The organism is Rhizobium sp. S96 (assembly GCF_030382195.1).
Taxonomy (GTDB): Bacteria; Pseudomonadota; Alphaproteobacteria; order Rhizobiales; family Rhizobiaceae; genus Rhizobium.
This window is the reverse complement of the sequence record NZ_JAUDRY010000030.1, coordinates 272573-297978: the sequence shown is the minus strand read 5'-3', so window position 1 is coordinate 297978 and position 25406 is coordinate 272573. Positions and strand designations below refer to the sequence as shown.

The window sequence follows — 25406 nt, the reverse complement described above, 5'->3', positions numbered from 1 at the left end:
CTAGTTGGGTCTGTGTCGTGTTTCAGTGTTGATTAAACGTTTCCCCCGCGGGCGTCATCGACGACGGGGGAATGTTCCATACCGACGGAAGCGGCGAGGGTGTCACCAGCTCGATCGAAAGACGCGTCGGGAGCCTGGAGGCGTTTCTCGTCGCGATCCAGGACCTCGCATGGCGGCGTCCGGCAACTCCTCCTCCTCGGGCAATGCGATCGAGAAGGGCTCGAACGCATCATGGCGGATCAGCCGAAATCATCTGCCCGGCGGCGTGAGAGCCTGATGGATACGAACGAACAGGCCATTAACGACCAGGAGAAAGAGCATTGCTCCAATGCCGACTAGACATGCGGCCATGCCCGAACCCCTGCAGCCCCGAACCCCACCTGCGATAACATATCAGCATTGCATAACAAGTCGTATGCGTGTGCCCAAAACAGGATCATAAGGCGCGGAGCTGATGCAATCAGGATCTTTGTTATGGATTGGGTCCCTATAGTCTTCGTTACGTTCAAGGCTCTCGTATTAAGCACGGGCATGTATTTCGCCATCAAGTGGCACTACGATCAACGGGGGAAGGCAAAGACAGGCGCGGTGCTACGCACGGGCGGCAAGATGGCCGCAGCCTTCGCGCTATTGCTTCTCGGCGTCGGGCTCTTGGCATTCGTCCTTAGCAGGATGCTGGGTTTGGACCTGAGCCTCCCCTGAGACATCGTGGATGTTCCGGGCCCGCAGAGACTGGGGAGGGCCGAGGACACTTCGGTTTCATTGGTCGCAAGGGGTGCAGCAAGAGCCACATGAAGCTAACGTCTGCTATGACGCATGTCGCCATCACCATCTCTGTTACGTCGGCTTTCTCCGACGTAACACAACCCATCACGTCAAGATGAGGTTCAAACGGCCTGTGGTAGTGATCCTCCGACACTAGTAACATAGCGTGCGCAGCATCCCTTCAAAATTTGGCTTGCTGCGACATCCTTCTCTTTCAGCCGAGTTTTTATCAGCAGAAGCATTTTGGACTGCAACCGATCGTGCGGTGGATGCGCTCTCGGTGGAGCACCCGGGGCATATGATGAAAACTGCAAGCACAATAGCGATCCTTTGCAAGGGGACCTCCTTGATTTGCCAAACCGCCATTCGGGGCATCCGCAAATTGTTTCCTGTCGATGCGAGTGCTTCATGCACGGGACTGGCTGCGGCTGTGATCTGATAACAGTCTGGCTGATACGGGCGCTGGCGCAAATTGGATGGCCTGCCGTACGATTTATTTAACACAGCGGGCGATCAAAGGGATGGGACCGCGATCAAGCGGTTGCCGCACGAGCGACGGGATGCAGAAGCAGGCATCGATAGCCTCGAAAGTGCGAATCCGGGATTTTGGTAGCACCAGACACTGTTTCGTGTGCGGTTCGCAGTCGCCACACCCCCACTTGCCCCTCCGTCTGCGGGCGCGCGGCTTGTCGTCAGCTCACAATGTCCCTTTCGAGCCCGAACGTCGATTGTCCATCAGCGATGAGAGCGCTCCGACGACTGCGTCTCGGCTGAAGGGTTTGCGAACGATCGGAACGCCTGCCAGTTCTTGCGGAAGGTCCGCCCCTTCTCCGTATCCGGTTGCAAACACAAACGGCGTTCCCCTCTTGCGCAGCTCCTCGGCGACCGCGAAGGAGTTCGTCTGGCCGAGGTTGATGTCGAGGACGGCAAGGTCCGGCGGACTGATTTCGATCTGCGCTATTGCCTGTTTGACGGAACTGGTGGTAGCGACCTTCAAAAGGCCTGCATCGGCAAGCATTCCCTCCAGATCGAGGGCGATGAGGATCTGGTCCTCGACAATGAGTATCGACGGATCAATTGCACCGAGCCTATTCGTCCGCGCGGTATAGTCCGTCATGCCTGCTCTTGCGGCTGGGCTTGAGGCGGCGAGTTTGATATGCGGCGCCGGGATCTTAAAAGTTGCTTCCAGTCCAGCGGGTTCGAAACGTATCGAACTCTCGCCATTCAGATCGTAGGGAACGCTCCGCTCGATCAGGGCACTGCCAAAGCCGTTGCGGGACGGAACATGTACGATGGGGCCGCCGTGCTCGAGCCACCGGATTTCGCAAGCAGTTTCCCCGACCATCGTCCAGGCGATTTCCACCGCGCCCGTGGCCACGGAGAGGGCGCCATATTTGGCGGCATTGGTGGCGAGCTCGTGAACGACCAGCGCCATGACGGAGAAAGCGCGGCTGTCGAGCCAGACCGGCGGCCCGGAAAGGCGGACGGTCGATGCTTTCACCCTATAGGGCTGAAGTTCAGCCTCCAGCAGATCAGCCAAAATGCCGCCGCCATCGCCCCGAACGACCTGATCGTGGGCAACCGAAAGGGCCTCGATACGGCCCTGCAGGGTGGCGACGTAGTCCTCCAGCGTGCTCTTGTGATGCTGCGGGCTTTTCACGAGCGACTTGATGACGGCCAGGATGTTTTTGACGCGATGGCTGAGCTCCTGGTTCAGCATGCGCTGCCGCACCTCGGACTTGTGCCGTTCGCCGGCCATCAGTTCATTTTGGCGCAGCACGATCTCGACGATGGAAACCCGTACTATTTCCGCAATTTCCCGCTCAGCCTCCGTCCAGGCCTGGGACTGACCCTTTACCGTTTCCTTCCAGATCGCGAAGCTCTTGCGTGGGGTAAGCCGATCACCAAGGGGGCCTGTCTCATAAGTCTTGTCGGGATTACCCGCCCAGTCCAGGGTCTGCACGAGTTCTCTCCGGAATACTAGAAGGCAATCCGAGCCCGTTTGCGAGAGCGGAATGGCGAGCAGGCCGGACACACGGTCGCCATAGGCGCCGGCTGCGGGCAACCTCTGGGACAATGCATGGGTTGCCCATATCCGGCCTTCGCTGACGGTGCCGATGAAATCGAGAAGGAGGGGAATTTCGTTGTCCGGCGGGGTAACGCCAAGACCGGTCCACTGTCCGTCGAACATCAGCCCAAGACCGTCATTCGGCAGGAGGCGGGAGAATTCCCGTAGGCTCTGGCGCAACAATTCGCCGACATCATCGTGATGAGACGAAAGGATCAGGAAACGGTCAAGGGCCTCCCGGGTGCCGGCAACCGCGGCAACGCGCCGGCGCTCCTTCAGGGACTTGAGATGCAGCGAGAAGAATTCGCCAAACACCTCCATCGCCACGCGTTGCGCCATGGGCAGGGCACGCGGCGAGTAGTGATGGCAGGCGATCAGCCCCCACAGCTTACCGTCCAGGATGATCGAGATCGACATGGAGGCAGCCACGCCCATATTGCGTAAATACTCGCAGTGGATCGGCGAAACGCTGCGCAAATGCGCGAAGCTCAGATCAAGCGGTTCGCCTGATGCGTCCAGCACGGGATTGACCGGTACGCGCTCGCCGCTGGCATCGGCTATGATGCGTATCGTATTCTTCAGATAGAGCATTCGCGCCTGCTGCGGAATATCGCTCGCCGGAAAATACTGGCCGAGAAAGCTCTCGAGGTCGGCGCGTTTTGTCTCGGAAACGACCTTGCCCGAGCCATCCTGCTCAAAGCGATAGATCATCACGCGGTCGTAGCCGGTTGCGCCGGCAACGATCCGGCACGCTCGCTGCACAAGGCGATCGACGTCGGCGATGTCGCTGATGCGGCCGATCATCTCGCGCGCGATATGCAGCGGCTGGCCTACCGCCGGGGCCGGCTCGAACTCGATGATGACGGTGGACTTGTAATGATGGATGGCGATGTCGAAGGCATGCCCGTTACATGTCATGTCCAGCAGCAGGGCAGGTCGCGACGCGGTCGAAGATGTCATCAAGGCGTTTCGCAGGTCGTGCAACAGTTTATGTCCAACCACGTCCGCGACGCTGCGCCCGACCGGGTTGGCGTCGTGCCCCAGAATCATCGGCGCGTTTTCGGACGCCCTTTCGACCCTTGTCAGGTTGCTGTCGCATGCGATCAGGCATCCATGAGACTGAATGCTGCCTGGGATGTGGATTGGCTCACGGTCGCAAGTATTAAGATCGACATGTTTATTGGACAAAGAGCAGTTCACTTTCAAAGCATTGTATCGCGAGGGCAAAGACGGCATTGGCTGTCGCGGCTGCTCGCTCGACGTCAAAGTCCGCAGTTTCGTCTAAGAGTACGAGAAACGAGTGCCAATGCGCTATATCATTTGACATAGTGGCGAGATGGCGCGCGCCGAAATCCTCGTCAAGGCCGATTTTTGCGGCCCGCTGCCGGAGCAGCCGCGCGCCAAGCGTGGAGCCTTCAAGGACGTAGAGTGCGCCGAGAAGGACGCTACGGTCATTCAGGTCCATATCGCAGCGAATCTGTTGAATGGCAGGTAACCCAAGATCGATGGCATCGCCGGCAAGCGATCGCGCAAGCGCTGTTGGCCGCCACGACCAGCCCGCGGGCCAGGCGACACGCCGCAAGGCTCCATCCATCGCGGCTCGGAACGCGCTCAGTCCGATCAGATAGCGCCGATAGTCGTCAATCGTATCGAATCCCCCGACAACGGCGTCCAAACGCTCGTGTGCCGTCTGCGTACGTTTCCTGAGTGCAAAGCGTCGTTCATTACCGGTCAATCTTTCCTCCAACTTGGCAACGCCATCTTTCCCAACGCATTACCAGCACTCGATGTTCAGATTGGGCGCCCTGTCGGAAAACTGGCGCTGCGGTCAGGCCGCCGAAACCAGCACCGCGAGAACTAGGGCGTAGCGGATTGCGAGGCAAGCCGTCCTTGACAATTGGCGGCGGTCCGGGACGCGAGGGGAGGGTGACTGCGCAACGACCCGCTAATCGTTGGCTCAAAAAGCGCTCGACCGCCCTGGTGCTTCCTCAGACAGTACCCGCGACCCGTCTGAGTGTCCGCCGCACTGGACGTTCGCTGAACGCCGGAGGGGGTTGCCCATGGGGGCCCGTCCGTCGTCGTCTCACCCCAGGTCGAGTTCGATGAGGACGGGCGCGTGATCGCTCGTGCGCGGCCAGCCTCGAGGCTCCCGGCGCACGGTTGCGCTGCGAAGCATCGGCGCGAGGTCGGGCGACAGCAGGAGATGATCAATTCGCAGTCCAGCGTCCCGCTCAAAGGAGTTACGCCAGTATTTCCAGAAGGTGTAGATGCGCTCGCCTGGATGGAGATGGCGAACGGCATCGGTCCATCCCTGCGCGACGAGCTTGGCATAGGCACTGCGGGCCTCGGGTCGGAAGAGTGCGTCATCTCGCCAACGCGCAGGATTATATACGTCGAGCTCGTTCGGCATGACATTGAAATCGCCAGCAAGGACGGCTGGGACCTCGAGTGCCAGGAGTTCGGCCGCATAGTGATGGAGCCGACGGAACCATCGAAGCTTGTAGTCGAATTTGGGTCCGGGCGCCGGATTGCCATTGGGAAGGTAAATGCACCCGATGAGGATGCCGTTTACCACGGCCTCGATGTAGCGGCTGTGGCTGTCGTCCGGCCCTTCTGGCAGCCCCCGCCTGGTCAAGATCGGTGTAGTCTCGCGCGCCAGGATCGCAACGCCGTTCCAGCTCTTCTGGCCATGCCATATCGCGCCATATCCAGACCTCTCGATTTCCCGGATCGGGAAATTCGCGTCCTCGGTTTTCAGTTCCTGAAGGCACACCACATCGGGGTCGTCCTCTGCCAACCATCGAAGGAGGATTGCCAATCGGCCATTGATGCCGTTGACGTTGTAGGTCGCGATCTTCATGGGCGTCCTGCGACGACGTCGCCAAGTCGACCACGAAGGCGTTGGCATGCTGCATTTGCGGCCCAACTGCTCAAACGCGAAAAGCTGCGACGAGACACGGCAAGCCTATTGGCGTCGAGCTGAACGTCGTGCTTACCGACCGCCGGGAAAGCTCTGCTTCTGTCGCAGATCATCGAGTTCCTGGCTCTGGTCTGTCCTATGTTCGCGCGGATCGTGGCGTTCATCAACAGTCCGCTGGTGACCGGTCGGAAGCACGTCATCCACGATATCATCAGGGAGTTCCTCGCGCAGTTCATATGAACGCACTCCCGAAGAGGTCGGCTCGGTCTTGCGAACGTATCGTCCATCGCCGGTCGCCGTGCCCGTGGCTGCGTCAATATCGAATACATCTTCGCGAGATGCAGCGGCCTGTTGTTCACGCGCACCCCAGCCCTCTGTCCTCCAAAGGTCGGCCCGCTCGTCCAGGTCGATGGCGCCTTCGTCATCGAGAATCTCGTGCGCTGTTTCATAGGTCTTTTCGTCAACGGAGGCAGAAACGAGAAAGCCGCCGCGACGAAGACCCTCGGCATAGAGCGACCGGTCGTCATCTGGGAAAAGCCAGTCTCCGAGCTTCACCCAGAAGCCGGTGCTGTCTGGAGCGACTGGCGTCCCCTCGGCCTCGTAGCCCGGCAACAGTCGTACATCGGCAACACCCGCTTTCTCAAGCCGTTCGATGGCCGCTTCAGCCTCGCTTCGACGATCGAAGAGAGCTGTCAGCGAACTCCTAGCGCTGTTTGCGACTAGGGCACCCGAGCGATTATTGTCGAGGTTGGTCATGGAAGGATACTCCTGCTTGGTATCTCAGGATAAAACGACCTCTCGCACACAAAGTTCCCGGCGCTGCCGAAGCCGTTCAAGTGAGCGGGAGCTTGTCAGCATGGAGAGATCTCCCATCGCAGCCCTTTCGATCTCTCAACGATACGGGACCGGAACTTGTGTCGCTCCATGGGCGGTGCTCTTCGATCGGCCCCATCCGATGCGTTCTTTGAAACTGCCCCAGCGTACCGCTCGTTTTTCCTCGTTCCAGTCGAACAGGCGAGCGAATTTTAAGATCGAAACATCCTGGCCAAAGCAAAGCCAAGTCTGGAGGCGCTGGGAATAGAGCTCGTTGCGGAAGGCCCCGAGCGAAACGCTATTTTGCGTGTTTGCCGACACAGGCAGGCAGGGCGAAGCATCTACCGATCACGCTGCTGTTAAAGCGATAGAAGGATTGGCCATCTGCTGAATGGCGTTTACAATTGCGTGACGAAGAGGCGACAGACCATCTTGATAATGCGCACTGTCTGCTCCACGAACGCATGTTCTCGACCTGAAGGTTGCGCTACCGCTATCGCCGCCCTCACTGCTGGTCCTGAGAGCTTATGTGATCTGATGCTTCCTCGATCGACCTGGCCCTGGCATCCAGAACATCGAACAGCGTCGAACGCAGGTCAGTCGAGCTTCCGGTTGCTTGCACCTGGTCTATCGCCGCCGCCAGGACACTGTGACCCTCCGAAGTTTCCACGTCTACCTGGTGAGCCCGGCACCAAGCTTGCACAGCATCGAGGATAGCGGCCAAGTCGCCTTCCTCCAGCGTCGTCAAATATTGAAACATGACTAGCCCTCCGCTTTTACGGCAGGAGCCCAAATGATCTCTCAAAGCAGTCCTGCAGATGAAATCCGGCCCGATACTGATTGTACACTAACTATTGGGCACCCTGCGATTTGGTCTGCCATCGTACCGATCAATGGCGGTACGCGACGGAGGTGGCCCTTCCACGAAGCCCACTGCGACAGCGTCGTGAACCAGCCACATCTTGCGATGACGTCGGCGAGCGCTCTCGGGGACAGAAGAGGGTGACCAAGACAGGGGTTGCAAACCGGTGCGAAAACTTCGGGCCTCAACGGGTCGAATACACCAATAAAATCAAGGCAAGGAGGATGCCACCAGAGACCAGGCGTGGCCCGGCAGACGGTTTTTGCTCGATGGCCCTTCCCATTTCCAGGATATGCGCGATCTCGTCGACTTCAACGCGCAGTCGCGCGAGCTCCTCCTGGGAATAGGAGAGTGCGGACTCCAAGCCAGCCTCTTCAAATCGTGCGCGTGACGGCGGGTTGCGGGTCTGCAAGTCGTCGTCTTCCAAAGACATCCAGCCGTCCCGGTTCTGTGATCCCTGCATCGTGCCACCTTTGCGAAACACCGCTCTTGCGGGAGGCGATTGTCATGAATCCCGACCCGAAGAAGCATCGCTTGATACATTCGAATCGGACCGACCTATCTAAACTGGCGTGAGGCAATAGTTGTTCCCTGCGCCCTCACGCATCGCTGCGAAGCGTTGTTCCAAATTGCCTGTCTGTGCCCCCAAGTTTCCCTTCGAAAGCTCACGCGTACGAAAACGGTCCGCCACCGTACCCAAGAACACGCACAACAACAGGATGTTATATAGCCGACATTCTTCAGTGGGACGGCAACGACTCGCTTCCTCACGTAAAGCGTACCCTTGAGTTTCGATGGCCCTTCCCGATCAATCGACAATGCAAAATCGGCTTCTGGCCCGCCTGCCTGATCAGGAATTCCGCAGCATCGCATCCATGCTTGAACCGATCGACCTCAGACAGGGATTTGTCGTCGTAGAGGCCAACAAGCCGATAGACCATGTCTATTTTCTCTGTTCGGGAATTGGCTCGGTGATTACGGTGTCGTCGGGTCGGCACCAGCCCGAGGCCGGCATGTTTGGCCGCGAAGGATTTTCGCCGACGTCTGCGGGTGTGGGCGGCACGATCAGTGTTCATGAAGTTCTCATGCAGGTCGCGGGGTGGGGTTACCGGATGAGCCTGGACGCTAATTTGACCGCGCTGTCGCGGAACCCCACATTTGCCAACCTGTTAGCACGGTTCATCCAAACGTTCGCTTCGCAGATCTCCTATACGGCGCTGTCCAATGTCAACTGTCAGATCGATACGAGGCTGGCGCGCTGGCTGCTCATGTCGCATGATCGTGTCGATGGCGACGAGATCGCGCTGACACATGATTTTATCTCGCTGATGCTCGGGGTCCGGCGGCCAAGCGTGACGACGGCGCTTCACGTTCTGGAAGGCAGGAAATTCATCCTCTCGGAGCGCGGCCGAATTACCATCCGGGACCGACGGGGGATGGAAGAATTTGCCGGCGATGCGTACGGCAAGCCGGAGGAGGAATATCGAAGGCTTATTGGCGACATCTAAGCCGATCCACTCGTATGCAGTCTAGAAAGCATGCCAATGCTCAGAATAGATCCTTCATCAGTCGGCGATACTCCGCTTCCGGCTTGCCGTAAGCGTCATGCGCAAAATCTTCCATCGCCGCTCTATTGCGAACGATTATATTTCCTCGTTCGGACCTGATGAACCCGTTGCCCTCAAGAACATGCAATGACGTCGTCACGCTGGGGCGTCGGACCGCCAGCATCAAGGAGATGAACTCGTGGGTAAGGCCAATCTCGTTGCCTTCCACACGGTCGTGACACATGAGCAACCAACGCGCCAGCCGCTCGGTAACGTCATGTATCGCATTTGAAATCGCCGTGTAGGTCAATTGGACGGAGAAGGCTTCGATCGAGCGGATCATCACCCTGACGAAATTGCGGTTGTCGTCCATCAGGCGCCGAAACTGGGCGTAAGTCATACGATAGGCCTCCGATTTTAGTTGGACGACCACATCATGCGGGCTGTCATCCGCGCGAGCGACCGCGGACGTTGGAACGTAACCGTCATAGCCAAAAATCCCTGCCTCGGCCCGGTTCCCCTCAGGCGTCGTTGCAATGATCGACCCGATACCCGACGTCAGGAAGTAGATATGGTCGATCGGGCGTCCCGCAGTTGCAAGGACCGTACCTCTTGCAAGTTCAATGTATTCAAGGTCGGTTGAGATCCCCGCGTAATCCGCTTCGGGAAGGATCTGCAAAAGTTTGTTGGTCATCTCCGACCTTCGCGGTAAAGCCATTGAAAATTTCCTCTACTCATACGGGTGGCCGGCACCAGGCCTACAGTGAATCTGAGCGAGACCCACATGACATCCGAAGGCCCTGCCGAAGAGGCGGATCAGCCGCACAGGATCCCTTCGGCGTTCCTTCAGCGTGCCTGCCCCGATCGAGGCGGGTTCGAGCTGCCAGCTCCTCCAACGCAAAGATTGCTGGAATTTTTCGGCCAATCGGCCGGAGGTGTGAAAGCGGTCATTTCTTTAGGAAAGGGTCTTGAAGTCCCGCCGAAACGCCGTGTCATCCTATCCCCGCCGGCGATTGGATTGCGCCCGAAGTGGTACATGGCCTGCCGACCACGGCTCCAATTGATTGGAGAAGCCAGCCGGCGGTACTCACAATCCCCGAGTTGCCCTGGAGCAACCTCCAGGGCGTCGCGGTCGCTGCGGTTGCAGCAAGGTTTACCAGGTCTGACGTCCATACCAATCGTCGATGTCTTTTCTGGTTTGATCCTTTTCGTAGCCGTAGCGCTCCTGGATCTTGCCCTCCAACTGATATCTCTTACCGGCGATCACGTCGAGATCATCGTCCGTGAGCTTCCCCCACTGTTCCTTGACCTTCCCTTTAACCTGCTTCCAGTTACCTTCAACTCGATTCCAGTCCATCACTCTTTCTCCTTGCTATCCTCAAAGAGAACGGCAAATTCCGCGAAGTGTTCCACGAAAGTTGGTCTTTTGGGATTGCGGTCTGGCTGAATGCGCGAGGCAGCCAGGTGTTTGCGAAAATCAGCGCCAGGAAGGCGTGCCGCCTGGATTGCGTTCTCGTTGGGTACAGATTGGAGCGCACAGGTCTTTATCATTAGCGGCTCGGATTTCAGTGCGCATGAGCCCGGCCTGGCAAGGCGACGGCGTCCGGGGGTTGATGTCACGAACGAATGATAGACCCACATTCACGAAACTTCGCAGGAAGTCGAAAAGATGCTGACAGACGATGCACCCTCGTGCACGAGGACGCCACATTCCCTTAGCTGCTGCTATCGAGTGAGAAGCGGTTTTCCGACCGCGTGGTCAGAACCAGCACTACAGCCAAAAGTGGAGGCCGTCACACAATGAGGCCCGCTATTCATAAATCGCTTCGGAAGTCATTCAGGGTCCATCGCAGCATCAGCAAACTGGTCAACGCAATGCTAGGACCATCGGGTCACAAATCGCCCCCTTCGCGGAGGACCACACTTCAGACTATTGCAATGTGCGAAAGCAATCCCGCAGGGCTCGTGATGAAGCTGTTCGCGCCCACAAAGTTGCGGAAAAAGCCGCCGCTTGTCGTCGTGCCTCACGGCTGCAATCAGACACCCGAAAGCCTGGACGCTGCCAGCGGGTTCTCTCGCTATGCGACCGAACGGGGCTTCGTTCTCCTGTATCCCCAACAGACAGGCAGCAACAATCCGAACGGCTGCTTCAACTGGTTTCGGCCGAGCGCTGTCGCCCGAGACCGCGGGGAAGTTCTGTCCATCAGGCAGATGATCGAGCAAGCATGTAGCCGCTACGGGGTCGATCGACGACGTGTATTCATTGTTGGGCTTTCCGCTGGGGGCGCCATGACCGCGGCGCTTGTCGCCCACTATCCGGCATTGTTTGCAGGCGCGGCAATTGTGGCGGGCATGCCGTTCGGCTCAGTCCGCGATGCAATGTCCGCCCTCCGGGCAATGAAATCCGGAGCACCAGTCCCTGTGGCCGGCTGGGGAAGCCTTGTAGAAGATCTGTCCGACCAAGGTTCGTCGTGGCCGCCCATGAGCATTTGGCAAGGAACTGGTGACAAGGTTGTCAATCCGCGCAACGCCGAAGCGAACGTCGCCCAATGGCTGGAAGCAGCGGGTATGGATCGAAGCCTTGGGCGGGTTGAAAGGAAGGCCTGGGGTGAACTTCACATCTGGGAGGTTGCAAAGAAGCGGAAGGTCTCCCTTTATTTGATTAGCGGCATGGGCCACGCGCTTCCGATCAAGACGCGCAGCAATGGCGCCTCCCGGCGCTTCCGAGATCCTTTCGTACGGTCAGCCGGCATTTCCGCCCCGGTCGAACTCATGCGGTTGTGGGGCCTGACACGCCTCTAGAGAGCTGGCTTGCAATGCGGAGGGCTCGCTCGCCTGAAATATCCGTCCCCATCGCTTTGGCCATCGCGGTGCCTGAGCGTCTTTCTTGTCAAACCCGAGCCTCGAAATAGATGCCCGCCTCTACCGCGGCCAGAAGAAACGCCGCGCGAGCTTGCGACGACGACACGCCACCTTCCTCCGTCCCGACACACGCTTCCATTGCCCCGATATAGGCGACCCCGTCAGAAACCGGCCACCTTGAGATAAGCATGTCAAGCGCGTCTCCCACAGAGTTGATCGTGTGCAGTTTACCGTGTCGCTGGAGCGTCACTGTAACCCAGCCATTGCTTTCCATGCCATTCCCCAATTCAACTGACTTCCACCGGAGGAACAGCCTCGGCTCTCAATCGTTCCGGTTTTTTTCGCCCAGTCCGTGCGGTAAGACTTTTTAACCTCAACCACAGGGCGCGCTCCCCGACTGATCACAACGCTGTCGCGATGCGTGTCCTGCGATTCGGGTTTGCTCCCGGCCAAGGCGTGCTTAGCGTCACGACCGCTGCTTCATCACTTGCCGCAGGTTGGCTTGAATGCTGGAGGACCGGGTGACCAGCGCGGGCGCCTGTGCTAGGTCTTCGCAGACTTCGCGACAGGAAAATTTCCGGCATGCCTCTGCAATTCGATATGTTTTCGGCCGAGCCCGCGTCTGCCGTAATGAAGACAGTCTCCGGACCGCGACCGGGGACGTCGCCCGCGGGAGCGATTGACGAGGCCGAAATGGCTGAACGGCTGACGGCAACGGGACGCTACCGGATATTGAGGAGGCTCGAGGCGCGCGCGATCGCGCAAACAATTCGCAGCGAGTTTCCGCTACGGGGTGTCATAGTCGACACCGAGACCACCGGGCTCAATCATCGGAAAGATGAAATCATCGAGATCGGTGTCATAGCCTTCAGTTTCGATGAAAGGGGTTTCATTGGCGATGTGGTCGGTGTTTACGGTGGACTGCAGCAACCAAGCAGTCCCATTCCCGCCGAAATTACCAGACTGACCGGGATTACGGATGAGATGGTGGCGGGCCAGGTCATCGATACGCGAGCACTTCGTCCACTTATAGAACCGGCGGACCTGGTCATTGCCCACAACGCCGGCTTCGATCGCCCATTCTGCGAGATGTTTTCGCCATTGTTCTCAGGAAAGGCGTGGGCCTGCTCCAACGCGGAGATAGACTGGGCCTCACGCGGATTCGAGGGAACGAAGCTCGGTTATCTGATCGGTCAAGCGGGCTTCTTTCACGAAGGCCATCGCGCCGTCGAGGATTGTTTTGCCTTGCTGGAAATCCTTGACCAAAGCCCTTCTTGCGGGTCTCCAACTCCATTTTCTGAGCTCTATGCGGCCAGCCAGCGCTCAAGGGTTCGCGTCTTCGCAGAGCATAGTCCCTTCGACATGAAGGATCACCTGAAGGCACGCGGATACCGCTGGTCCGACGGCAGTGACGGTCGGCCCAAGTCCTGGTGGATCGAGGTCGAGGAAACCGATCTTGAAGACGAGTTGCACTACCTTCGCGCCGAAATCTACCAGCATCCGGAGGCCGATCCGCCGACGCAGTTTCTAACGGCCTTCGACCGCTACCGTGCATAGTGCCAACGTCATCCCAACCCCGTGTCTCCGGCGCTCAAACCCCGGCACCAGACGTGAAGCGTCGTGTCACGCCTGCCTTAGCGGTGGGACGCTGTTCTAAAGAGGACGAGGCTGCGTCCAGGAAGGACATACGGATCACCCACCGGATCACCTGGGGCTGAATCCGCCGTGGTCAGGACCTCCACCCAGGCCCCCTCTGTCTCCGGTACTCTAAAGGGCACAGGCTCATGATGTGGATTGAACAGGATCAGGATATCGTCCCAGCCTTCCTCGTCGTCGTGATCGCGGGAGACACGAAGGCCGATGGCGTTGCTGCTGGCGTCTGCCCATTGCTCTTCGGTCTGCTCCCCGCCGGACGGATTGTACCACGTAACGACCATTCCATCCCGCCAGCTGTCGCGCCGGAAAATCGAGTGATCACGACGCAGGGCAATCAGGCGCCGCGTGAATTCCCGAAGATCTCCAGCACTGTCCGGCAGGTCGTGCCAGTGCACCCAGCTCAGTTCGCTGTCCTGGCAATAGCCGTTGTTGTTTCCCATCTGGCTGCGACCGAATTCGTCGCCGGCCAACAGCATCGGCACGCCATGAGAAAGGAACAGTGTCGCGAGGAAATTTCGCTTCTGCCGGTCGCGGACGGCGCTTATGTCCGCGTCGTCGGTTGGGCCTTCCACGCCGTAGTTGAAACTGCGGTTGTCGCTGTGGCCGTCCCTGTTGTCTTCCCCGTTCGCCTCATTATGTCTCTCGTTATAGGATACCAGGTCGTTGAGCGTAAAACCGTCATGTGCTGTGAGGAAGTTCACGCTGGCCCATGGCCGACGTCCGCGCAGATCGTAGACGTCACCCGAACCCAGAACGCGAGCGGCGAAATCCCTGGTGGTCCCGTCTTTGCTTCTCCAATAGTCGCGCACCGTATCGCGGTATTTGTCGTTCCACTCCGACCAGCCCGGCGGGAAGCCGCCGACCTGATAGCCGCCTGGGCCGATGTCCCACGGCTCCCCGACAAGCTTCAGGCGCGACAGGACCGGATCCTGCCCGACTGCGTCGAAAAAGCCCCCACGCTGGTCAAATCCCTCCGGCTCGCGGCCAAGAATGGTTCCGAGGTCGAAGCGAAAGCCATCGACATGCATCTCGTCAGCCCAGTAGCGCAGTGAATCCATCACCATCTGCAAAACGCGGGGATGAGACGTGTTCACCGTGTTGCCGGTTCCGGTATCGTTGATGTAGTAGCGGGCCTGGTCAGGCACGGTGCGGTAGTAAGAAAAGTTGTCGATCCCCTTGAAGGAAAGGGTGGGGCCAAGCTCGTTGCCTTCGGCCGTGTGATTATAGACAACATCCAAAATGACTTCGATGCCACCATCATGAAAAGCACGAACCATGTCGCGAAAGCCTGCGATGCCATGAGGACCGTAGTAACGAGACGCAGGAGCGAAGAAAGCCAGGGTGTTGTATCCCCAGAAGTTCTTGAGGCCCCTGTCAAGCAAGTGTGCGTCGTCGGCAAACCAATGAACCGGCAGAAGCTCGATCGACGTTATGCCGAGACTTTTGACGTAGTCCACGATCTGTTTGGACCCAAGGCCTTCAAAGGTGCCTCGAAGGTTCTCGGGCAACGCTGGATGAAGTTGGGTAAAACCCTTCACGTGGGTTTCGTAGAAGACCGTCCTTGACCAGGGAATGTCCGGCCGCAAGTCACAAGTCCGGGCATGGTCGGCGGGATCGATGACCCGACATTTCGGCACGAAGGAAGCGCTGTCTGTCGTGTCGAAGGACAGATCTTTCTCGGCGCCATCGATAATATATGCGAACTGAGCCTGGCCCCAAGCAATATCGCCGACGAGTTCCCTGGCATAAGGATCGACGAGGAGCTTGTTGGGATTGAAACGATGGCCTCTCTCCGGATCATACGGCCCATGCACCCGGTAGCCATAGAGCGCCCCCGCCTTGAGGCCGGGAATATAGCCGTGCCACACCTCGTTGGTATATTCCGCAAGCTCGACGCGATCGATTTCCTCGGTTCCATCATCATTAAAAAGACAAAGGTCGACCCGCTCGGCATGAGCACTGAAGATCGCGAAGTTCACCCCGTCCTTGTCGGGTGTCGCACCGAGGCGAGAATAGTCTCCGGGTAGAACCCGGGTGGTTTTAGTTGGCATGATCCGCACCGCCAATGATTTGCCCTGGATGGAAACGCTTCAATCGTTGCCGCCTCTGAGCAAGCGGCACTTGCCCGTGCCTGCCACGGCCACCGTAAACCCGTGTGTCTGCAGATTGTTCCGCGACTGGATAGTTCACGCCAGTGCGAATTTCACATCGCGAACTGGTAGGCGTAAGCCAGGCGCGGGGATGTTCAAGCAAGTGGATGCGGCCTTACTGCAGGCAGCATCACAATCGTTAGGTTGTTCAGCGATCGATCGATCAACCGACCAAGCGAAGCCTAGCCTGGCTTGACCTCCGGCTCGCGTTCCCAAACCCGTAGCTTTCCGAGCCTTGAAACGAAGAATGAAGGGCCGTCGTCTCCGGAAAGTTCGACCATGCCCTCATCTGATGCCGCGGCAATCCCGGCCTTCTCAAGCAGTCGTGTCGCGGTGCTGTCGTAGCCGATGAACTTGCAGTGCTGGTAGGCGTCGGAGACGAAGTCTCGCGCAGCAGCCTCCTTGGCGAGGTCGTCAATCGCGTCTGCGGCCGAAAGAACAACCACGGCATCGAAAAGGACAGAGGGACCGCCATCGATCATGTGCGTGGCGTTGATAAAGCGTCCGTCAGAAAGGGTCACGCCGCCAACCCTCGGCGCAATAAGTTCGCAGGTCCCTTTTTCCTTTGTGACGGCATCCACGAGCCCGTCAAGCAGCTCGCCGTCTGCGCCGTCAGTGACAAGAATGCCCAGCTTCCTTCCTTCGAAACGCCCTGGACCCCGTTCGATAATACTGAGCGCCGGGGAGGGGGCAAGGTCCTGCCGGGTTGGCATCGCAGCCGGTGCAGGTTTCGGCATCGACCGTAGCCCAAGTTTGCGAGCGACAGCTGCCGCCAGCGTCTCGTCGATGTTCAAGAGGTGAGAGACCATCCTCTCTCGGATAGCCGACGTTTCGACCTTGCTGAGCTCGAAGGTCAACGCCGCCGCGATATGATGCTGTTCGTGCGGGGTCTGGCTGGTATAGAACTGTCTTGCCTGGCTGTAGTGATCGGCGAAGCTTTCCGCGCGAAGACGCACCTTGGTGCCTTCTTCCTGGGCGGGAAAGTGGCGGTAGCCTTGAACGGAGGACTCGCGCGGGCCAGCACCAAACGAGTTCGGCTGATAATTGACGCGTCCAACCGGGTTGCGCATCGCCATGTGCCCGTCCTGTTGGAAATGATGGAAGGGGCACTTCGGAGCGTTGATCGGCAGATGCGTGAAGTTGGGACCACCCAGCCGCTTCAGCTGCGTGTCGAGATAGGAGAAGTTACGGCCCTGGAGCAGTGGATCGTTACTGAAATCGATCCCAGGCGGTACGTTCTGCGTCATGAACGCGACCTGCTCCGTCTCCGCGAAAAAGTTGTCTGGCATGCGATCGAGCACCAGGCGGCCGATTGGCTGCGGGGGGAGAATTTCTTCCGGAATGATTTTTGTCGGGTCGAGAACGTCGAAGTCGAATTTGTCAGCGAAACGCTGGTCGAAAAGTTGAACGGCGAGTTCCCACTCGGGAAAGTTTCCCGACTGAATGGACTGCCAAAGGTCCCGGCGATGGAAATCTGGATCAGCACCGTTAATCTTGACGGCCTCGTTCCAGACCACCGACTGGAGGCCAAGCTTCGGCTTCCAATGGAATTTCACAAATGTCGACTCGTCCCGGGCATTGACGAAACGGAAGGTATGAACGCCGAACCCTTCCATGAACCGGAACGATCGCGGGATCGCCCGGTCCGACATGACCCACATGATCATATGCATGCTTTCCGGTGTCAGGCTGATGAAGTCCCAAAACGTGTCATGCGCCGACTGCGCTTGCGGAAAGTTCCGGTCCGGCTCGGGCTTCACGGAGTGGACCATGTCGGGAAACTTGATTGCATCCTGGATGAAAAACACTGGCATGTTGTTGCCAACGAGATCCCAGTTGCCTTCCCTGGTGTACATCTTGACCGCAAAACCACGCACGTCGCGGGCAAGGTCGAACGATCCCTTGCTGCCGGCCACCGTTGAGAATCTCACGAAAACGGGCGTCCGCTCACCCGCCCTCTGGAAGACGTCCGCGCGTGTGTAGGCGGCCAGCGATTCGTACGTCTCGAAGAAGCCGTGGGCACCATAGCCGCGTGCATGGACAACGCGCTCTGGGATCCTCTCATGATCGAAGTGGAAAATCTTCTCGCGAAAATGGAAGTCTTCGATCAAGGCCGGGCCGCGTGCACCAACCCGAAGCGTGTTCTGGTCATCCGCGACCGGGCTACCCTGGGCCGTCGTCAGCACATCGTGCCCGTCTTCAGCGAACTGATGGAGCTCGCCTCCGTTGCCGCGATGGAGCTGTTCATCGTGAATCTTGACGCTGCTTGATTTCTGAGCGGAGTTTGTGGGTCGCTTGGTCATCGCTGTTTCCCCGTGTTATTAAAACTGCCAATGGTGGAAAGGCCGCGCTAGGCGGCCTTTCAGGCAATACGCAGCTTCAGGCTGCCTTGCTCTTGCCCTTGACGTTCGCCTGTGCCTCGGCAAGCTGGGTGAGTTTCTTGTCGGTCGCTTCCTCCTCGGCGAGTGTCGCCTTCAGAAGGGGAACGGCATCGTTAAGACCAAGCTGGTTGGCCCAGGCTATCAGCGTCCCGTAGCGTGCGATCTCGTAGTGCTCCACGGCCTGGGCGGCGGAGATCAAGCCGGCGTCCAGAGCTGGCGACCCCTTGAACTCCTCCATGATTTCCTCGCCTTCGGCGATAATGCCCTGGATAGCTTCACAGGTCTTGCCGCGGGCAGGCTTTCCGATCAATTCAAAGACCTGCTCCAGGCGCTCCACGTGCCCCTGGGTCTCGTCACGATGTTGTAAAAAGCCTGCTTTTCCTTCATCTGATTGGGTGGCCCGGGCCATCTTCGGCAGGGCCTTCAGGATCTGCTTTTCAGCGTAGTAGATGTCCTTGAGAGTATCGAAAAACAGGTCGTTAAGAGTTTTTGTCGTTGCCATGGTGTCCTCCTCTGGCAGTGCGTCAATCTGTTAGTTGTGGCCTTCGTTGGCCCCAAGCGCGTGATGCCGATCTTTCCAAGAGCGACGCAGAACAAACCTCCACGCCCTCGGATTGTTCCGGTCCACGAGCGTACCGAACAGGTTCATCCCCCAGATGTCGGGTGAACGATCTTATGCCTCGGCGTCGGTTGCGACCTGGCCGTCACGTAACGCATCCCAGCGACGCCATATGGAGTGCTGCCGGCGCCACGCATGGTACTTCATGGAATTCGGTCAGCCCGTAAATGGAGAGACGCATCGAACGCATGGAACCACGGGGCAGCCTGGAGGTTTCCTTTTAATCATCAGCAGGAGGTTTTCATGTCCAATGTCAGCCGAGCAGGCGATAGCCCTATCAACAACGCCACCAGCAAAACGCACTTCGGAGATTCGGTCGAGAGCCAGGCTCAGATTTCCGATGCAGCAGTCCGTGGTGCCAATGGCCCTTCGCAAGAACGACTGAACGTATATCGGCTCGAACCGATTGCATCGGATTCCGATCTACGCTGGGACAACGCGCCCAGCCACGGCATCGTCGTTGTAGCGGCTCGAACAGCCGGGGATGCGCGGATTGTGGCCGCAGCGCGCGAACTCGATTTCATGGAGATCGACGCAGCTCCGGCGGAGGATGTCACCACCTTCAACGCCAGCGCCTTCAGGGACGACAAGCTCTACACGGTCATCGAAATCGAGCATGGACGGCGCGATCTGTCGCGTGGGGTCGTCGAGGGCGCCATATCGGTTGGCACCGTAAAGCCCGTGCAGGTCTAGGATCGCGTGCGACTTTCAACAGGAGGATCTCATGGACGAGCTCAAGACTGAAGCGGCCAGGATGGCCGAGGAATATCTGCGATTGGGAGGCACGCGGCGCGCCAAGATCGACGACAACCTTGTCAGCGTCAGAAAGTGGGATGACGAGCCAGCCGAAGCTCAGGCGTTCTAGGACGAAATGGTTGAACCCCTTTCCAAGGAACGCCAGGACGAAATCGTCACCCTGCTCCCGACCATCAACACCCCCTGAATCGTTGGCGCGCGCTTGCGTGTTAACGGCTTTCAATGTGGGGTTTTCATGTGCGCGTGACGCTACGCTGTCGGTCTTTGCAGCGAAACCGGTCAACCAGTGCAGCCGTTCCTTGGGCATGCCTGCCGATAGCAACAGACTTCGGGGAACCAGTGCGTTACGCGCGAGTTATCGCGTCATGAACCAGGTGGTCGGTATAGAAGCTGTGGCATCCTTCAAGGGCGAAGCGGGCACCACGTCCGGTCTCGTATACATCTCCGGGCTCGAGACAGGAATAACGCGCAAGCGTAGCAGGAGGGGCTTCCTTTACTACGGGCAAGACGGTCGTCGCATAAGCGACGCTAGCGAGATCGCCCGCCTCAACGCGCTGGCGATACCGCCCGCCTATGAGAATGTGGTGATCTCGTCCAACCCCTGTTCCCATCTACAGGCTGTCGGAACGGATGCTCGAGGTCGGCGTCAATACCGATATCATGCGGATTGGCACGAGCAACGAGGCCGTGAAAAATTCGACCGGTTGACCGATTTCGCCCGGCTCCTGCCTGATATCCGCGAGCGTGTGGATGCCGATTTACGATCTCGCGGTCTGACAATGGACAAGGCGCTGGCAACGGTCGTGTGGATGCTCGACAACCTCTACATCCGCATTGGCAACACGCACTACGCACAGGCAAACGGCTCGTACGGACTGACAACGTTGAGAGGTCGCCACGTGAAGATTGAAGGCGACCGCGTCAAGTTTCGCTTCAAGGGGAAGTCCGGCAAGGAATGGAACCTCATCCATAGCGACAGGCGGATTGCCAATGTCGTGCGCAAACTCCAGGAGCTACCCGGACAGTTGCTCTTCCAGTACGTGTGCGACGACGGAACGCGCCGGGAGGTCAGGTCGCAGGACGTCAACGCCTATATCCGAGAGATAGCCGGTGGGGAGTTCACATCGCGGCCGTTCAGGACGTGGGGAGCAACATGCCTGGCCGTCGAGGCCTTGGCCGCGACACCAGTGGCTTCTTCGGAGCGGGATATTGCCCGGCAGATCAATACCGCGATAGACCTCGTTGCCGCAAAACTCGTGAATACCCGGTCTGTATGCCGGTCATCCTACATCCACCCGGCGGTATTCGAAGACTTTAGAGCCGGAACTCTAGGCGACATTCTCACCATACGGACCAGAAGCGAGCGCCTTCTTCAATGGATGGACGAAGAGGAGATCCGGGTCTTCCGCTGGCTTAGCATGCGCAAATGATGCTTGGCGGTTCCAGACTTTGTACCGGGCTACCTGGAAGAGGCGAGGTCGAGACAGGTTGGGCGCTCGACTGCCGTTGCGTCGGCGACGGCGGGAAACCGGAAAAACCGCAATGTTCACCATCCCTGTCGCGTCCGGTTGACACCATCCGCACTCACCAAGTGAAATGCCGCCGGAGTCGGGTGGTTCCTCCCTAGGGGCGGCGGTGAAGCAGCCGAGTTTTATCCCCGCCACGTTCTCGTCCTGAAAAAACATCCTTGACTGCGCAATACCTGTGGAACGCCGACGCGAATACTCGTATCCGAAACTGCGCGCCGGCCGCCAGTCGATGCAGTGACTATGCCCATACGCCGGGGCTTGTCGCCCCCAGCGATCGGCACCCGCGCCGGCTTGAGCAGGTAAGTCTGTTCACGGCTCGGTACAAAATGTGAGATCGGTCAAAGCAGCCAAGGCATTTGGCGCATTGGCAGGCGCAGCGACTACTTCCCCCTGCCTTGCCGATTTCCTTCGATGCGGCGGATGAAGGATGAACCTCCCGCCTGCTTGAGCGTTGAGTGATCAGAGCCAAGCGCACGGGCTGTCGATCATCCCATTTTTTAGAGGAAATGAACATGGCGCAAAACGCTTTCCCTTCCGAGAGCTTCACGAACAAAATCGAAGCTTCAAACGCGGGTCAGCAGGGACTGAACGTCATTCCGCCTGTCAGCCCGGTGCCGCTCGACTACCCCGTCGACGAACAGAATTTCGGTCATCATCAATCGCTGGATGATCTTCGCGATGAGGTCGCTCTTCTACAGACCCGGATCGCGACCTTGCAGTCTCGAACCTCCGGAATTGCGCGCGCGGCGGCCAGGCGCGCGGACGCAAGCGCCTATGCGCAACTTGGGCATCATCCGTGGCTGAAGCTTGCCGCAGCGATGGGCGCAACCTTTGTCGTTAGCCGGGCCCTCAGGCGGCTTCCTTTCGGAGCACTGGTGTCTGCGGCAACGCCCGTCCTTGCCATGCTGGCCCGCTCTGGCAGAGGCCATCGATAAGACCCAGCGGCGTCACCCGTCGGGGTGCTCTCCGGCCGGCGGGCCTTCCTGGGATATGCGATCTCTCGCCACCTGGCAGCAAATGACGCGAACGGCACAACCCACTATGCAACATCAATGTTGATCCCTTGAATGGAAGGAGAAGATCATGTCACCGAAATCCACAGCGGCAAAGCAGCGTGAGATCCAGTCACAGGTCCAAGAAGCCGACCGAAAAGACGACAAGGAGCGGTCAGGGGCTATGCAGGCCGGTGCACGCATATACTCGGCTCCACCATTTCCCACACGGTCCATCAGGACAAGCCGGGGTCCGAGAAAGATCTACCTCTCGCTCCCATGTGCGACGCACCGTTTTACAGCGGTTCGGGTAAGTTGAAGGACAAGGTGTTGATTACCGGCGGCGATTCTGGAATTGGCACGCTCCGTGGCGATCCTTTTTGCGCGCGAGGGCGCTGATGTAGAAATCGTCCATCTCGATGAAAACCGCGACGCGGAAGACACCAGAACCGCGGTCAGGAAGGAGGCAGGGACTGCCTCGTCATTCGCGGCGATGTCAAGGATAGCGCCTTTTGCAAGACGGCCGTGGAAAAGACGATCGCACAATTCGGCCGCATCGACATTGTCGTCAACAACGCTGCCTTCCAGGTTCATACCCACGATATCGAGGATCTCAGCAACGAGCATTTCGACGAGACGTTCAAGACCAATCTATACGGGTACTTCTATATGGCAAAGGCGGCCATTCCTCATCTCACAAACGGCTCGGCGATCATCAACACGGGCTCGGTCACTGGCCTGGAGGGCTCGAAAGAACTTCTGGATTATTCGATGACCAAGGGTGGTATACACGCTTTCAAGAGCGGAATTATGTAGCAACTGCCACCAGTTTAAGTGTGCATGTATATGTCTGGGTGAAGGTGGGTGATCGCGGAGACTATCGGCGGCCGCACTCGAGAAGCGTTAATCGTGAAAACGAGACTTGGCCTGCCCGGGTTCCAATCTCCTATTTTTTGCTCGCCCATGCTGTAGTTTGTGGGCGTGGCGGCGGTGGTGCTTTTGCCAGTTCCTCAATAAAGAGTGCAAGCGGCCGGATATTCTCGTTCTGGCTGGCTTCCTCAAGACATGACATGTACCTGTCGCGTTGATCGACAGGTACGACCGTCCAGGGTAGTCCGGCTTCAGCCAGCAGTGCATTCATGAGGAAGCGACCTGAGCGTCCCTTTCCATCTGGAAAGGGGTGAATGTAGGTGAAGAGGAAAGGGGCAACAATAGCCTTGGCCCGTGAATCGGGTTCATCCTCGATGCACTCGAACAGAGCGTCCATGGCATCAGCTATCGCATGCGGTGGGAGGGGGACATGAGTGGAACCCCGCAGATACACGTTGTGACCCCTATAACCCGCGAGCTTGTACGCGTCTATGATGCCAGCCTGCACTGATGGCTGAAACATCGCCCTGAACCAGTCCTGATGTCGGTGCGACAGAAGAGGTCCCGATGGTTCTCCCTCAAGGATCGACCGGATATCCTTCCTCACCTCTTCGTACGCGAGGCGGTAGCCTTTCGCAGCCAAGGCGTTCCGGGCATCGGCATCTCCTGCGTGCTCTTCGGGGTTCCAGGCGCCCGACTGAACCCTCTCGATGAGTTCTTCCGACACCTGATAGCCTTCGATTGAAAGGGAATTCAGCGCATCCGCGACATATCGCTCTTCGATCTCCTCCATGTACGCGTCGATGTCGTTGAACCGCGTGCCTCCTATATCGATGCTGTCCAGAGCATCCCGGCTCATTTTCGCCCACAGATTCTTGATGCGGGTGGCCGCAGGTGCCGCCGCTCTTCGTTCGTCGAGCACAGCGTGGCCACTGTCGTCAAATGGGTCGTCTTCGTGAACGACATATCCGGCCGCGCTCATCGTTGACAGGATGCTATCGGCGTCGCGGATCCTTCCAAGATGGCGCAGGGCACCGGCTATCCTTCCGGCCATGGTGGTTCTTGCGCTGGAAAGGAGAACGCGAAGAAGCGATGCAGAACCGCGAATAGACCCCATGACGGCGATCATGTCGGTCCGTATTGCGGTCCAGCTATTCTTTGCACTGTTGACGATCGCCTCTTCCTTGGTAAGCACCCGGACGCCATTGTGAACGATAGATTGGTCGGGTTGTGGAACCCGTAACAAGTAAAGGGACGTCCCGCCCGGCATTGGAAGAACCTGATTATTGGCTGCAGGACTGCGAACGACAATCTGCGGCGCGACAGACCAGTTTTCTGCCCATAAAGTCACCGACGTTTCCGGCGAGAAGCACCAATCGTTTCCGAAGCGATCGTTAAGATAGCTTCGCACGAATTCCCAGTAGACGGTGCTCCACTCGGAGTCGATCCGACGCCTATCGGAAGGTCGGGAATTGACCGCGAGCCACCTGCGCATTATCTCTTCCACAAACCCCGCCTTGGCGAGACGCTCGCGATGAACCCTGCTCAAAAGGTCGCTCTTCAGAACTGATCGAGCCCCTTGTTCGGTTACACCTCGAAGCTCGCGAAGCGATGAGGCGAGCAGTTCATTTGGCGGGCGTCCTGACATTTCGTGAATCCTGCAGACGCAACGACCGCACTAATCCGTTGCTTTTCGACAACACTAATTAGGTGTATTTGCAACGCACTAATTAGACGCGTGGATCAGGAGGCTCAGTAGCTGCAAACCTCCGCGAAGACCGCTCTCTGCCTGCTTTTTAACAGACAGGAAGTCGGTTGGCAGTTACCACCTAATTCCGCACAAGAGCCTTGTCCGGCCAACTAGTGACCCGAGGCATTCGTGTCAATTCGGTGGCAGCCAGGGCCAGTCTGGACGCCGCACAATCCTTCGGACAAGGAGCCCGTCGACGTTGAACAGTTCGGGAGCCAAATTCCGATGAAGCGAGCGGCTCAATCCGAAGAGATTGCACCCGCCTGCGTTTTTCTCGCGTCTCCTCGGATGTCTAGCTGCATCACAGGCAAAATTCTGCCCATCTTCGGCGCGGCTATTGATTGAGAAAACGTACGACTGGGGATGCGCCGTGCCACTCCCCCGCGGGCGTACGAACAGACACCGTACGAGACCAGCGCGCTGTTCGCCTCCGATGAGGTCGCCGAACCGGTTTGGCGACGTGGCGCCGCCGTCCTGCTCCAGATATCGGCGAATATTGCTTTTGCATTTCCACCGAGGGATCTGGCAGTCAGTGCGGCATGAGATTCGCATCCTTGACCGCTACCATAAAGCGCTTTCGAGCCTCTTCGGCGGTGACCCTACCGGCGAGCGCTCCACGGCAGGCGGTGCGGGCGGCGACGAAGCTGGCTGCCGCCATGTCGGGCCAGCCGTCCGAGAGGCATATCACCGCCTCGAAGGGGCCTGTAACGACAATATTCTCCCGCCGCCCGGACGTCAGTTCGACCGGCTGATCCCATTTCTCGATAGGCATGTCTCGTTCCTCCCTTTGGCGCGCAACATCTAAACGCCATCCACGACCGGCGGTTCCGTCGTCCCCGTGCCTATTCTCGTCCCCCTATTTCATC

General features: G+C 58.4%; 22 protein-coding genes and 2 pseudogenes. 10 read left to right on the top strand and 14 right to left on the bottom strand.

The genetic code is table 11. The features are described 5' to 3' along the window. Nucleotides 1–474 precede the first annotated feature (474 nt). Nucleotides 475–702 (top strand): hypothetical protein, encoded by a 228-nt coding sequence (locus QTL94_RS23465; RefSeq protein WP_065691653.1) that lies wholly within the window; start codon nucleotides 475–477, stop codon nucleotides 700–702. A gap of 760 nt (nucleotides 703–1462) precedes the next feature. On the opposite strand, the gene QTL94_RS23460 is transcribed toward QTL94_RS23465, so the two are convergent. The 6 genes from QTL94_RS23460 to QTL94_RS23435 all read right to left on the bottom strand — a co-directional run bounded on the left by QTL94_RS23460 (nucleotide 1463) and on the right by QTL94_RS23435 (nucleotide 7861). Further along, nucleotides 1463–4069 carry an HWE histidine kinase domain-containing protein gene (locus QTL94_RS23460; RefSeq protein ID WP_289803242.1) on the bottom strand — a complete coding sequence of 869 codons (2607 nt, stop codon included), beginning with the start codon at nucleotides 4067–4069 and terminating at the stop codon, nucleotides 1463–1465. Further along, complete coding sequence (locus tag QTL94_RS23455; protein WP_289803241.1) at nucleotides 4011–4580, bottom strand: biliverdin-producing heme oxygenase; 570 nt, start codon at nucleotides 4578–4580, stop codon at nucleotides 4011–4013. Before QTL94_RS23455 ends, QTL94_RS23460 begins: the two co-directional genes overlap by 59 nt. 336 nt (nucleotides 4581–4916) lie before the next feature. After that, nucleotides 4917–5693 carry an exodeoxyribonuclease III gene (xth, locus tag QTL94_RS23450; protein WP_289803240.1) on the bottom strand — a complete coding sequence of 259 codons (777 nt, stop codon included), beginning with the start codon at nucleotides 5691–5693 and terminating at the stop codon, nucleotides 4917–4919. Between the two features lie 132 nt (nucleotides 5694–5825). Further along, on the bottom strand, nucleotides 5826–6509 hold the full coding sequence (locus QTL94_RS23445) for a hypothetical protein (protein WP_065691657.1): 684 nt from the start codon (nucleotides 6507–6509) through the stop codon (nucleotides 5826–5828). Between the two features lie 562 nt (nucleotides 6510–7071). Continuing rightward, nucleotides 7072–7326 carry a hypothetical protein gene (locus QTL94_RS23440; RefSeq protein WP_065691658.1) on the bottom strand — a complete coding sequence of 85 codons (255 nt, stop codon included), beginning with the start codon at nucleotides 7324–7326 and terminating at the stop codon, nucleotides 7072–7074. Nucleotides 7327–7612: 286 nt separating this feature from the next. Further along, complete coding sequence (locus QTL94_RS23435; RefSeq protein ID WP_141683948.1) at nucleotides 7613–7861, bottom strand: hypothetical protein; 249 nt, start codon at nucleotides 7859–7861, stop codon at nucleotides 7613–7615. A 361-nt stretch (nucleotides 7862–8222) separates the two neighbouring features. Between QTL94_RS23435 and QTL94_RS23430 the strand changes: the two genes are divergently transcribed. Further along, a complete protein-coding gene (locus QTL94_RS23430; RefSeq protein ID WP_065691660.1) occupies nucleotides 8223–8936 on the top strand; it encodes a Crp/Fnr family transcriptional regulator in 714 nt (237 codons plus the stop codon). A gap of 40 nt (nucleotides 8937–8976) precedes the next feature. On the opposite strand, the gene QTL94_RS23425 is transcribed toward QTL94_RS23430, so the two are convergent. Both QTL94_RS23425 and QTL94_RS23420 read right to left on the bottom strand, forming a co-directional pair. Next, a complete protein-coding gene (locus QTL94_RS23425; RefSeq protein WP_065691661.1) occupies nucleotides 8977–9693 on the bottom strand; it encodes a Crp/Fnr family transcriptional regulator in 717 nt (238 codons plus the stop codon). Between the two features lie 435 nt (nucleotides 9694–10128). Further along, nucleotides 10129–10332, bottom strand: coding sequence for a CsbD family protein (locus QTL94_RS23420; RefSeq protein ID WP_065691662.1), 204 nt, complete (start codon nucleotides 10330–10332; stop codon nucleotides 10129–10131). Between the two features lie 443 nt (nucleotides 10333–10775). Between QTL94_RS23420 and QTL94_RS23415 the strand changes: the two genes are divergently transcribed. Further along, entirely contained in the window at nucleotides 10776–11777 is a 1002-nt protein-coding gene (locus tag QTL94_RS23415; protein WP_065691664.1) for an extracellular catalytic domain type 1 short-chain-length polyhydroxyalkanoate depolymerase, read from the top strand. Between the two features lie 88 nt (nucleotides 11778–11865). Here QTL94_RS23415 and QTL94_RS23410 read toward each other — a convergent pair whose 3' ends face one another. Then, complete coding sequence (locus QTL94_RS23410; RefSeq protein WP_065691665.1) at nucleotides 11866–12111, bottom strand: DUF982 domain-containing protein; 246 nt, start codon at nucleotides 12109–12111, stop codon at nucleotides 11866–11868. 308 nt (nucleotides 12112–12419) lie between these two features. Between QTL94_RS23410 and QTL94_RS23405 the strand changes: the two genes are divergently transcribed. Continuing rightward, a complete protein-coding gene (locus QTL94_RS23405) occupies nucleotides 12420–13394 on the top strand; it encodes a 3'-5' exonuclease (RefSeq protein WP_065691666.1) in 975 nt (324 codons plus the stop codon). 77 nt (nucleotides 13395–13471) lie between these two features. On the opposite strand, the gene glgX is transcribed toward QTL94_RS23405, so the two are convergent. The 3 genes from glgX to QTL94_RS23390 form a co-directional block, all read right to left on the bottom strand. Continuing rightward, on the bottom strand, nucleotides 13472–15544 hold the full coding sequence (gene glgX / locus QTL94_RS23400; RefSeq protein WP_065692190.1) for a glycogen debranching protein GlgX: 2073 nt from the start codon (nucleotides 15542–15544) through the stop codon (nucleotides 13472–13474). A 281-nt stretch (nucleotides 15545–15825) separates the two neighbouring features. Beyond that, nucleotides 15826–17946, bottom strand: a complete 2121-nt coding sequence (katE, locus tag QTL94_RS23395) for a catalase (RefSeq protein ID WP_065691667.1) — start codon at nucleotides 17944–17946, stop codon at nucleotides 15826–15828. A 76-nt stretch (nucleotides 17947–18022) separates the two neighbouring features. Further along, the gene (locus tag QTL94_RS23390) at nucleotides 18023–18526 is read right to left on the bottom strand and encodes a YciE/YciF ferroxidase family protein (protein ID WP_065691668.1); all 504 of its coding nucleotides are present in this window, start codon (nucleotides 18524–18526) and stop codon (nucleotides 18023–18025) included. 360 nt (nucleotides 18527–18886) lie between these two features. Here QTL94_RS23390 and QTL94_RS23385 point away from each other — a divergent pair, with 360 nt between their 5' ends. The 5 genes and pseudogenes from QTL94_RS23385 to QTL94_RS23365 form a co-directional block, all read left to right on the top strand. Continuing rightward, nucleotides 18887–19336, top strand: a complete 450-nt coding sequence (locus QTL94_RS23385; protein ID WP_065691669.1) for a hypothetical protein — start codon at nucleotides 18887–18889, stop codon at nucleotides 19334–19336. A 31-nt stretch (nucleotides 19337–19367) separates the two neighbouring features. Continuing rightward, nucleotides 19368–19508: a hypothetical protein gene (locus tag QTL94_RS23380; protein WP_289803239.1), complete on the top strand. Its 141-nt coding sequence runs from the start codon at nucleotides 19368–19370 to the stop codon at nucleotides 19506–19508. A gap of 256 nt (nucleotides 19509–19764) precedes the next feature. After that, nucleotides 19765–20829 (top strand): DNA topoisomerase IB, encoded by a 1065-nt coding sequence (locus tag QTL94_RS23375; protein WP_065691671.1) that lies wholly within the window; start codon nucleotides 19765–19767, stop codon nucleotides 20827–20829. A 611-nt stretch (nucleotides 20830–21440) separates the two neighbouring features. Further along, a complete protein-coding gene (locus tag QTL94_RS23370) occupies nucleotides 21441–21863 on the top strand; it encodes a hypothetical protein (RefSeq protein ID WP_289803238.1) in 423 nt (140 codons plus the stop codon). 148 nt (nucleotides 21864–22011) lie between these two features. Then, nucleotides 22012–22718: pseudogene (locus tag QTL94_RS23365) on the top strand (SDR family NAD(P)-dependent oxidoreductase); the annotation flags it as partial. Nucleotides 22719–22866: 148 nt separating this feature from the next. Here the strand turns inward: QTL94_RS23365 and QTL94_RS23360 are convergent. Then, nucleotides 22867–24438, bottom strand: coding sequence for a Fic family protein (locus QTL94_RS23360; RefSeq protein WP_065691673.1), 1572 nt, complete (start codon nucleotides 24436–24438; stop codon nucleotides 22867–22869). A 191-nt stretch (nucleotides 24439–24629) separates the two neighbouring features. Between QTL94_RS23360 and QTL94_RS23355 the strand changes: the two are divergent. After that, nucleotides 24630–24885, top strand: a pseudogene (locus tag QTL94_RS23355) (SDR family oxidoreductase); the annotation flags it as partial. A gap of 184 nt (nucleotides 24886–25069) precedes the next feature. Here QTL94_RS23355 and QTL94_RS23350 read toward each other — a convergent pair. Next, on the bottom strand, nucleotides 25070–25312 hold the full coding sequence (locus QTL94_RS23350; protein WP_065691675.1) for a DUF982 domain-containing protein: 243 nt from the start codon (nucleotides 25310–25312) through the stop codon (nucleotides 25070–25072). Nucleotides 25313–25406 lie beyond the last annotated feature (94 nt).

Excerpts from the sequence above, each read along its gene's own strand:
- QTL94_RS23350 (WP_065691675.1), bottom strand. The coding sequence starts at position 25,312 with ATGCCTATCGAGAAATGGGATCAGCCGGTCGAACTGACGTCCGGGCGG.
- QTL94_RS23420 (WP_065691662.1), bottom strand. The coding sequence starts at position 10,332 with ATGGACTGGAATCGAGTTGAAGGTAACTGGAAGCAGGTTAAAGGGAAG.
- QTL94_RS23390 (WP_065691668.1), bottom strand. The coding sequence starts at position 18,526 with ATGGCAACGACAAAAACTCTTAACGACCTGTTTTTCGATACTCTCAAG.
- QTL94_RS23465 (WP_065691653.1), top strand. The coding sequence starts at position 475 with ATGGATTGGGTCCCTATAGTCTTCGTTACGTTCAAGGCTCTCGTATTA.
- QTL94_RS23380 (WP_289803239.1), top strand. The coding sequence starts at position 19,368 with ATGGACGAGCTCAAGACTGAAGCGGCCAGGATGGCCGAGGAATATCTG.
- QTL94_RS23460 (WP_289803242.1), bottom strand. The coding sequence starts at position 4,069 with ATGCCGTCTTTGCCCTCGCGATACAATGCTTTGAAAGTGAACTGCTCT.
- QTL94_RS23415 (WP_065691664.1), top strand. The coding sequence starts at position 10,776 with ATGAGGCCCGCTATTCATAAATCGCTTCGGAAGTCATTCAGGGTCCAT.
- QTL94_RS23440 (WP_065691658.1), bottom strand. The coding sequence starts at position 7,326 with ATGTTTCAATATTTGACGACGCTGGAGGAAGGCGACTTGGCCGCTATC.
- QTL94_RS23430 (WP_065691660.1), top strand. The coding sequence starts at position 8,223 with ATGGCCCTTCCCGATCAATCGACAATGCAAAATCGGCTTCTGGCCCGC.
- glgX (WP_065692190.1), bottom strand. The coding sequence starts at position 15,544 with ATGCCAACTAAAACCACCCGGGTTCTACCCGGAGACTATTCTCGCCTC.
- QTL94_RS23435 (WP_141683948.1), bottom strand. The coding sequence starts at position 7,861 with ATGTCTTTGGAAGACGACGACTTGCAGACCCGCAACCCGCCGTCACGC.
- QTL94_RS23360 (WP_065691673.1), bottom strand. The coding sequence starts at position 24,438 with ATGTCAGGACGCCCGCCAAATGAACTGCTCGCCTCATCGCTTCGCGAG.
- QTL94_RS23375 (WP_065691671.1), top strand. The coding sequence starts at position 19,765 with ATGAACCAGGTGGTCGGTATAGAAGCTGTGGCATCCTTCAAGGGCGAA.
- QTL94_RS23405 (WP_065691666.1), top strand. The coding sequence starts at position 12,420 with ATGCCTCTGCAATTCGATATGTTTTCGGCCGAGCCCGCGTCTGCCGTA.
- xth (WP_289803240.1), bottom strand. The coding sequence starts at position 5,693 with ATGAAGATCGCGACCTACAACGTCAACGGCATCAATGGCCGATTGGCA.
- QTL94_RS23410 (WP_065691665.1), bottom strand. The coding sequence starts at position 12,111 with ATGGAAAGCAATGGCTGGGTTACAGTGACGCTCCAGCGACACGGTAAA.
- QTL94_RS23385 (WP_065691669.1), top strand. The coding sequence starts at position 18,887 with ATGTCCAATGTCAGCCGAGCAGGCGATAGCCCTATCAACAACGCCACC.
- QTL94_RS23445 (WP_065691657.1), bottom strand. The coding sequence starts at position 6,509 with ATGACCAACCTCGACAATAATCGCTCGGGTGCCCTAGTCGCAAACAGC.
- QTL94_RS23370 (WP_289803238.1), top strand. The coding sequence starts at position 21,441 with ATGGCGCAAAACGCTTTCCCTTCCGAGAGCTTCACGAACAAAATCGAA.
- QTL94_RS23425 (WP_065691661.1), bottom strand. The coding sequence starts at position 9,693 with ATGGCTTTACCGCGAAGGTCGGAGATGACCAACAAACTTTTGCAGATC.
- katE (WP_065691667.1), bottom strand. The coding sequence starts at position 17,946 with ATGACCAAGCGACCCACAAACTCCGCTCAGAAATCAAGCAGCGTCAAG.